This is a genomic window from Methanobacterium petrolearium, from assembly GCF_017873625.1.
GTDB lineage: Archaea > Methanobacteriota > Methanobacteria > Methanobacteriales > Methanobacteriaceae > Methanobacterium > Methanobacterium petrolearium.
In genome coordinates this window covers 1-10,212 of the sequence record NZ_JAGGKL010000020.1, presented here as the reverse complement: position 1 = coordinate 10,212, position 10,212 = coordinate 1, and the positions used below count along the sequence as shown (strand labels likewise).

The window sequence follows — 10,212 nt, the reverse complement described above, 5'->3', positions numbered from 1 at the left end:
AGTCCTGGTCGTAATGCTGTGAATGTGGCTGTGAATAGGGTGATTACTACTACTTTCAATGAGAATATCGTTGTTGCGAATGCGGCTGGTGTTCGTTTGGTTAGTAGTAGTGGCACTGTTGTTCCTGTGACTGTCTCAGTATCAGGTAAAGTTCTAAGTGTTACACCTACTTCAGCGCTTAACAGAGCCACTAAGTATACTCTGGTTCTTGCAGCCGGTAGTGTAACTGATTTGGCTGGAAATCCTGTGAAAGCTTATAGTCGTCCGTTTACTACGGATGGTACTGGTCCTAAGGCTGTTAGGGGTAGTCCTGGTCGTAATGCTGTGAATGTGGCTGTGAATAGGGTGATTACTACTACTTTCAATGAGGATATCGTTGTTGCGAATGCGGCGGGTATTCGGTTGGTGAGTAGTAGTGGAACTGTTGTCCCTGTGACCATCTCAACATCAGGTAAGGTTTTAACAGTAACTCCTAATGCCTCGCTTAATGCGAAAACCAAATATACCTTGGTTCTTGCAGCCGGTAGTGTAACTGATGTTGCTGGTAATCCTGTAGCAGCGTACAGTCGTCCATTCACCACAGGAACAGGATAAAAAAACCACTATAAAAAAAATATGAACACGTTATTTCCCCCTATTTATTTTTTTGGGGAATTATTTACCTCTTTTTAAAATATTTCAGAAAAGTTGACAAAATACTAATTATGGATGTATAGTTTTTTTTGGCACTCTATAATCATACAAAAATTAATAGCTTATTTTGAAATGTTACATCATAGTGCTCCTGGAAGGGATATTGTTATCCATTAAGTTAACCTTCAATAATTATACAATCCTATTTTAAGAAAATTATATATAATTTAAATTTCTTATTTTAATTAACTAAATTTTACTTTAATTATTTTAAAAAATACTTTATTGATGGGGAAGTAATATGCAGAAACTAAAATTTATCATGATAATGGGTTTGTTGATATGTTTATGTGCAAATATCACATCAGTTAATGCAGCCAATGTCTATAATATCTCCAATGATTCTTACAGTAATTATTTTGATTCAGCAGGATACATTAATAACACCAACATCGTAGGAGGAGATGTCTTAGACTGCTCAGGAACTATAAGCAATAAAAATATGTACATTGATCGTCCTCTGAACATAACCAGCACTGATAAAACCGCCCTTATCCTCAATGGGACCATCACTATCTTATCTGCTGGTTCTGGAACAAACATCACTGATTTAAAAATAAACAATTCCCAGGATAACTGTAAAGGAATTTATCTTTTAAACACAGAAAACAACACCATCCAAGGCAACATTATCCAGTCTGATGGGATAAGAGGGCACTGTATTGCTTTAGTAGGATCCAAATACAATCAGATTACTGGAAATAACCTTTCAGAATATGAAACTGTTGATGGTTGGACCCATTCCCCGGTAATTCTAGGAGATTCTCATTACAACAAAATAAGCAATAATAATATTATATCCAGTGTTTCCAACTGTATTTATCTATGTATGTTCTCTTTCGCTGATTATGCCAATGGAAACCCATGCACATACAATAATATAATAGCTAACATTCTTTACGGTGCCGATACCTCATGGTGTTATGGTATTCAGGTGATGGGTGCATATAACAGTGTGATTAATAATACGGTTACTGGTGCTTATCGGGGTATTTCTTCTGAACAGGATAATGGTGGTAACACAATAATTGGGAACACCATCGCCGCAACTTATTGTGGTATTTATTTTTCGTCTAACTGTACTGTTTCGGATAATAATATAACAGGTTATGGTTCAACCCACAGTGGGATCACTGCTTACGGGTCTGATGCGGTGGTTTCTGATAATCTTATCAATCTGAGTAATGGGTATGGTATTGAGTTGAAAGGGTCAAATTGTATTTTAAGTAGGAATAATATCACTAACACTAATAATGAGGGTATTTATGTGCATGGGCAGGTGACTGGTAATAGTATCATAGCTAATGCCATAAATTCAGATAGTACTGGTGTGTTGTTGGAAGAACAGTCTTCCAGTAAACGGCCTGCTTACACTAGTATAACTGGTAATCATATAACTACCACCAGCACCTATGCAGTTGATTCTGCAGAGGGTACCGACACCACCATCACCAATAATTCTCTGGTTTCAGATAATGGTAACAGACAAGGGGATAATGCAGTAAGTTCTAACACCGGTGATAGAATTTCTGATAATTATGGTGAAACACCAGTTAGTGGGGCGAATGTGCATCAAATAACTAATGATAATTATTCAACCTATTTTAATGGTGCAGGGAACATTATCAGTTCATCAATAGTTGCAGGAGACATTTTAGACTTATCAGGGACATTCACCAACAAAAACATGATCATCGATCGTCCATTAACCATAATTAGCTTTGATAAAACTGCACTACTGCTTAATGGAACCATAACTATCCTAAATGGTGGTTCCGGGACAAACATCAAATATTTAGTCATTGAAAATAGTAATGAAGATGGGATTGGTATTTTTTTATATGAAACTGAGAATAACACGATACAGGGGAATAATATTCATTGTAATGGGCCGTATGGTTTTGCGATTGCCTTAACATGTTCAAATAACAATTTCATTGTAGGAAATACAGTTAGAACATCGGTACGTTCTGATACGGAACGAACCCACACTGCAATTGTTCTAGGGGAATCTGATAACAACACGATTTCTGGTAACTATGTAGAAAGTGATGGTGCAGATTGTATTTACCTTTCCAATGTGGGTTCTGGTAAATTTGAGTCCAATGGAGTGAGTTATTATAACAAAATTATCAACAACACCTGTGTAGGTGCAGATATCTCATGGTGTTATGGTATTCAGGTGATGGGTGCATATAACAGTGTGATTAATAATACGGTTACTGGTGCTTATCGGGGTATTTCTTCTGAGCATGATAATGGTGGTAACACAATAATTGGGAACACCATCGCCGCAACTTATTGTGGTATTTATTTTTCGTCTAACTGTACTGTTTCTGGGAATACTATAACGGGTTATGGTTCAACCCACAGTGGGATCACTGCTTACGGGTCTGATGCGGTGGTTTCTGATAATCTTATCAGTCTGAGTAATGGTTATGGTATTGAGTTGAAAGGGTCAAATTGTCTTATTAGTGGGAATAACATCACTACAGGTAGTGGTGAGGGTATTTGTGTGCATGGTCAGGTAACTGGTAATAACATCGTTGCCAATATTATAAATTCGGCTAGTACGGGGGTTTTGTTGGAAAAACAGTCTTCCAATAAATGGCCTGCTGATACTACCATAACTGCTAATCACATAACCACCACTAGCACCTATGCAGTTGATACCAGGGAAGGTAACAGCAGTACTATTACTAATAATTACTTGATATCAGATAATGGTAATAGAGAGGGGAACGATGCAATAATCTCTGTTACCGGCGATACCAGTAATGGTAACTATGGAGACACGCCATTTGCAGTATTTGATATAAATGATTCCAACTACAGTGACTTTTTTAACAGTGAAGGAATTTTAAAAAATACGGTGGTAGGCGCACACAGCACCCTGAATCTATGGGGAGATTTCTACAATCGAAACATGACTATAACTATTCCAGTAACCTTAAAAGGTTTCAACGCCATATTACACAACGGAACCATTAAAATAACCAGTGGAGGTTCAGGAACCTCCATTTACAACATAACAATAGATAATGTTAACCAGAAGGGCATAATACTCTTTGAATCAGAAAACAACATCATTGAAAATAACACTATTACTGTAGATGATGATGAAGAAAGTTATGCTATTTATCTGTATGATTCTCGAAACAACAAGATCATAGACAACAACCTCACCACAACTGGGGATTTCATTACCATTGCCCTACTACTATACGAGTCAAATAACAACCAGATCCTATCCAACACAATTAACACTACCGGCACCAGTATTCCTCTATCCTTTTTATCTTCACTGACACTCAGCCAGGACATTGGTGCGATCAATGAAATATTCCCCACCTACGGCATCCTACTACTGTACTCCTCCCTTAACAACATCACTACCAATGATGTTTTCCTGACATCTGGATTTACCACAGCCACCATGCCCATTAGCACCTGCATGAACAGTATGGTCGGCATTGATATCTACTATGACAGCCATAATAACAGAGTTACCAATAACAACATCACCGTAATTGGAAACAATCCATTTTCCTATGGTTTAGGAGTGTTAGGGGCCGTTTGGGGTGATAGTTCCACCTCTGCAGAAGGCAATGTTTTTTCACAGAATAATATTAACGTGACTGGAAGCTATTTCGCTACAGGATTCATAGCAGGTCTTAATAGTTTAAATACCATCATTAATGAAAATAATATTGATGTAAGCGCACTTAACTATAGCTATGGGATCACTTTAGAATCCTCAACAGCCAGCAACATATCTAAAAACGTTATAAACACATCAGCTGATGTTAATTATGCTTTTGAGTTATTCACATCAAATAACAATCTAATTGAAGAAAATGAAATCTTCGCAACCGGTAACTATAGCTACGGAATAGCTGCCCATAACTCTGGTAAAAATACCATTAACAAAAATAACATTACCACCATTGGAAATGAGGGCACTGATGCTGGTTCCCATCATGGTGATGTTATTCCTGCTGGAAATGCCGGTATATATATGACTGGCGGGTCCACGGAAGAGTTCCCAAATAACACCATCTCCTTTAATAGAATCAACACAACCGGTGCATATGCTGTAAATACCACTGGATCATCAAATAACACCATCACCTACAATTACTTGTACTCTAATGGAGGTAACCTCCAGGGTAACAATGCAGTAACCCCGGGACCGGATGATCTTGTCGCATATAACTATGGTGAATCATCATTAGGCATCAGTGGAACTATTCGTGATGCCTATGATAACTCAACAGGGGATTATGTGGGAGAATTGGCTGATGCAGTGGCTGTTTCCAATGCAACAGTAAATCTAAGAAGCCAAAGCGACAATCAGATAATAGCCACCATGACCACAGACAGTTCCGGGTACTACATTTTCAGCAATTTAAACAAGGGGAATTATATCCTGGAAATTCTGTACCGGACTTATAAAAATTACCTTCAAAATGTAACCATTAATACAGGGTCGTTAACTGTTGATCATACATTCATTCCAGACATAGCTATTATCAGTTATTATGGTACTTCCGATGTAGACGGCCAGCTCAATAAGATGCAGGCGCTTATGGACTTAAGCTGCCGTGTTTACACCATTGAAAGTTACAACACCATTGATGAAACATATAAGCACTGGATGTTAGAGTATGCCAACTTCATCTTGTTAGATATGTATACAGAGACCTGTGCTGTATCCATAGAGGACATCGCAGGAAGTCTGGCTAATGAAAACCATATGATTGCTTACATTTTCGGAATATACACTGATAACTATATTTCAAATTTATTAGGTAGCTGGAACTTTTTAGGGGCAAGCCAGGAGAATAACACACCCAATACTCTTGAAAATACATATATCGGTTCTTACTGGCAGGCAGAAGCCATCAAAGATAATGATGTCGTCAATGAAAACATGCAGAATATGTTAGATTATATATTTTATTTGTTAGGAGAGAGTGATGTAAACCCTACTGAAGAGAATAGAGGCCCAATTTTAGCCAGCGCAACTTGGGGAATCTACCATCCAGATTATGGTGTGTTCGGAACTACTCCCACCCGAGAACAAATAAACGAGTGGATAAAACAGGATCCAGGTTATGGTGGTGATGGAGTTGGCAGTTTAAACTGGATGACCAACGAGTTATTAACCTGGTCAGCAGAACATAACGATCCTAATCAGATTTTCAATGCCTTTGAAAGCTGGTACAACTCCACTAAATCAGATATAACTGGTTCATTTGTAGTTATCGCCAGTTACTATCCTGGTGGATCCCTGGTGGATGCCATGATCACAACCTATGAAGCTCAGGGAAGGGCGGTATTAAACATATTCCAATCAGCTACCAGTCCTCCAATGAGTCAGTTATTACTTGAATTAGTTGAAGGAGTTAATGGTACAGGTCCATTATCCCGTGGTGTGGTTGCTGTAAATTCACTCTATAGTTGGTCCATGGATTATGCTAACATGGCCAATGGAGGGGCTATTGACAATTTCACCGCCATGAACCTGGAAATCATCCGGGCTCTCAACTCCATCAGCCAATACAGTTACATGAGTGAATTTGGACCACAAGCTGAATGGACTTACTCCGTAACTATACCTCAATTTGAAGGTGTTTTCGGAGCAATACCGGTATCATACTTAGATTCTAATGGAAATGAAATACCAGTACAGGAAGGAATTGACAAAGTTGTTGAACTAACCCTTGGCTGGGCTGCTCTTAAAGAAAAAGAGAATGAGGCTAAAAAAATTGCTGTAATTTTATATAATTATCCTCCGGGCAAATCTGAACTGGGAGCATCCTATCTGGATGTTTTCCAGAGTCTCCATGACTTATTGGGGCAGCTTTATGATGCAGGTTATGATATTGGCATGGAAAAAGAGGATATCCCCACAGCCACAGAACTTTACACCATCATTGCTGAATTTGGTAACAAGGGTACCTGGGCACAGGGACTTCTCGATGCCTATGTGGAAGAAAACTATGACAATCTCACCTCCAATAATCAGCTGGTTAACCTTACCCAGTACCTGCAATGGTTCAATGAACTACCTGAAACACTTCAAGAACAGTTAGTTGCCAAATGGGGATCTGGTTTAGGGGAAATAATGGTTTATGATGATGAATACATTGTAATTCCAGGTCTTGTCTGTGGAAATGTCTTCATTACAGTTCAACCAAGTCGTGGCTGGGAAGAAGTGGAAAATTACCATGATGCAACCCTTCCACCTCACCAACAGTATGTTGCCTTCTACAAATGGTTAGATCAGGTATTTGGGGCAGATGTAATGATCCATTTAGGTACTCATGGAACCCTTGAATGGTTACCAGGTCGTTCTGTTGGATTACAGGCTGATGACTGGACATTCCAGTTATCCACCATACCCAACATCTACCCTTACATAGTCTCCAACCCCGGTGAAGCTATGGTGGCCAAAGACCGCTCTTTTGCCCTGGTAATCAGTCACATGACACCGGCTATTGTTTCCTCAGGATTATACGGGGATTTAGTTACATTACATGATTATATCCACAGCTACGAAAATGCAGTTAAAGTTGATGCCACGGAATTAGCTGAAGAGTATAAAATACAAATTACTCAAACCGCAGTTGATCTGGGTTTTGATCCCCTGCAGGATGACGAAGACTTTGACGCGTGGTTAGAAGAACTCCATTTAAAATTACATGATCTTGAAAACGATGTCATCACTCTGGGCCTGCATACTCTGGGAGAGGGACTTGAGGGTTATGAACTCATCCAGGAAACCATCACCATAGCCTCATCCAGAACTGAAATAATGAACAACATCAAAAACTTACTTTACCCCTCTATCCCTGCGGATTATTATACCATGCTCCACGATGTCCAGTACGAGGATTACATTGAGGTTATTAAAAATAACATGACATATTACGTAACTCAACTGGTTAATGGAACATCACTGGATGATTTAGCAGCAGAGATAGGAATCACCAACACCAGTGTTCTTTACATCAATCTCCAATTCTGTGTGGAAACCATTTCTGATCTGATGACCAACATGGAATGGGAATCAATAATGAACGCTTTAAGTGGAGGATACATAATACCAGGTCTTTCTGCAGATCCATCATATTCCGATGTTTTGCCCACAGGTACCAATATATATTCTCTTGACACCACCAGAATGCCCAGTAAAGCTGCCTGGGAAGCTGCTAAAAAGATCGTTGATTTACAACTGAAGGACTACTATCAGGAACATGGTGAATTCCCGGAAACCATAGCTCAGATCATGTGGGGAACTGAATTACTCCGTACAGAAGGTATTGGTATTGCCCAGTTCCTTTATTATTTAGGAATCACCCCAACCTGGAGTATTACAGGTAATGGTGTGGTAACTGGTATTGCTCTGATGGATCTTTCAGAATTAACCATCACTCTGGATGATGGCACTGTAATCAACAGGCCACGTATTGATGTTTTCGCAACTGCGGTTATAGGTAATACGGATTGGTTAGAACTTTTGGTTGGTGCGGTTTCCTTAGTCAACGCCACAGATGAAAGTACGGATGTGAATTTTGTTAAAAAACATTACGCTGAAAACCCATCCTTGGACCGTATATTTGGTTTACCTGGGGCTGTACTGGAAGGAACTGGTGTCTCGAATTATTTCTCCAATTTCAGTAAATGGGAAAACAGTGCCAGTGTAATTGCAGATTGTGCAGAGATATACCTATCAAGAATATCCAATGCCTGGACTCTAGATGAGAATGGTCATATAGTGGTATCCAGTAACCGGAACACTTTTGAATACCTGTTACGGAATACAAATTTAGTGACTCAGAATATTGACAGCACCTGGAGATTTTTGGACTCTGATGATTACTATGACTGGTTTGGTGGAGCGCTATTGGCTTGCCAGTACTTGGGTGCTAATCCAGACACATCCATTGTTGACATCCGAGACCAAAACAACATGGTAAACAGAAATTTAAAAGAAGAATTAGAGTTTGAAGTCCAGTCCATGGTAAACAACCCTAATTATTTCGGATCTCTTCAGAATAATCCTTCTGGTGCACTGCAATATGCTTCCAGAGTTAATAATTTTGTTGCATTTGCAATGCTAACTAAAGATACTGATGGGAATAGTGTGGCTGGCAATGGACTCATGACTAGTGTAGCCAATACCATATTAGGTTCTGCTTTTGCCTCTGGTTTTGATGCAGACTTCAAAGCTGTTGCTTTTCAGAGCATCGCAGCGTCACTCTTACAGTCCGCACGTAAAGGAACATGGGAAGCAGATCCAGAACTCCTGCAAAAGTTAGCAAATGAATATTTAAAATCCTATGAGGTTGCGGTTTCATGTTGCCACCACACTTGCGGGGCTTTGGCCTTAAACAACTTCGCAATATCAATTTCATCCCTAAGCATGGTTCAGCTTCAGAATTTCGCATCAATTATGTATGATGCAACCGGTGAAATGGTAACCCTAGGTTCTCAGGGATCACCTTCCCAACCAACCAGTCCTGCAACAAGTGCAGCGTCAGCAACTTCTTCCGGTGCTCAGGCAGGTGACCAGCCTTCCACGTCAAGTGATAGTGGAGATCAAAGTTCATCAACCTCAACGTCAGATTCTTCATCTGAATCTGCAGGTGACAGTTCTTCTAAATCCTATGAGGTTAGTGAAAAAAATTCTGCTTCAGGAGGCCAATCCAACATGCCTATAGTGGCCATAATTGGCGTGCTGATACTGGTAGGTCTGATAGGTGTTGGATATTTCCATGGAAGAAAATAAGTTTATTCTCCCCTTCATTTTTTTAGGGAATTTAAATTATTTCTTTATTTAATCCTACTTTTTAATTAAAATACTTTAAAATCAGAAACTTTAAGAGTTTTTACTGTAGAACAACTGGAAGATATATTTTGAGATAATTTGAACAGGGTTAACACAGTTTTATTTGGTTTTGTATTTGGTTGTTAGTTTGAAGTTAATTCTTTTAATATTAATATGCCTTTATGTTATTAACAACCAATATACTAACAATAACTTTCTGCTAATTATAAAAAATTAGTAGATGGATGCATACCTAATAGTTAAAGATTGCTTTATTTTTATTCAAGTCTAACGAAAATAGTATATATGTCTAATTACTTTATTTTTTTTAAAGTATGATTGAATTTTGTCAGTTGTACTCATAATATAAAAGGAGGTGAAAATCTTGAAAAAACTAATGATTTTCTTAGTAACGACAATTGTTTTGGCAATGCTTTTGTGTGGAGCTGTATCAGCACAAGATCCAGACGGAAGTATTGAAACAGGTCAACAACAATCAAATTCAACCGATAATCTTGAGGAAACAACAGATAGTCAAAGTACAAATAATCAGGGAACTGATTTGGATCCCAGAATCTATGGGGTAATAGACACTGTCTGATTTTCTAGTGATATGATGATTTTTTTTGTTTTGGTTATAAAATTTTTTTGGTAAATTTTTAATTTTTAGAAGGTTGTTCTTT

The 10,212-nt window shown here is 38.5% G+C and carries 3 protein-coding genes; all 3 read left to right on the top strand.

Annotated features, from left to right (window positions below; genetic code table 11):
- Positions 1–594: Ig-like domain-containing domain (locus J2743_RS11855; protein WP_209627472.1), on the top strand; the 594-nt coding region annotated here is incomplete at its 5' end.
- 340 nt (positions 595–934) lie between these two features.
- Positions 935–9,490, top strand: coding sequence for a cobaltochelatase subunit CobN (locus tag J2743_RS11850; protein WP_209627470.1), 8,556 nt, complete (start codon positions 935–937; stop codon positions 9,488–9,490).
- Positions 9,491–9,914: 424 nt separating this feature from the next.
- Positions 9,915–10,130, top strand: a complete 216-nt coding sequence (locus J2743_RS11845) for a hypothetical protein (protein WP_209627468.1) — start codon at positions 9,915–9,917, stop codon at positions 10,128–10,130.
- Positions 10,131–10,212: the final 82 nt, after the last annotated feature.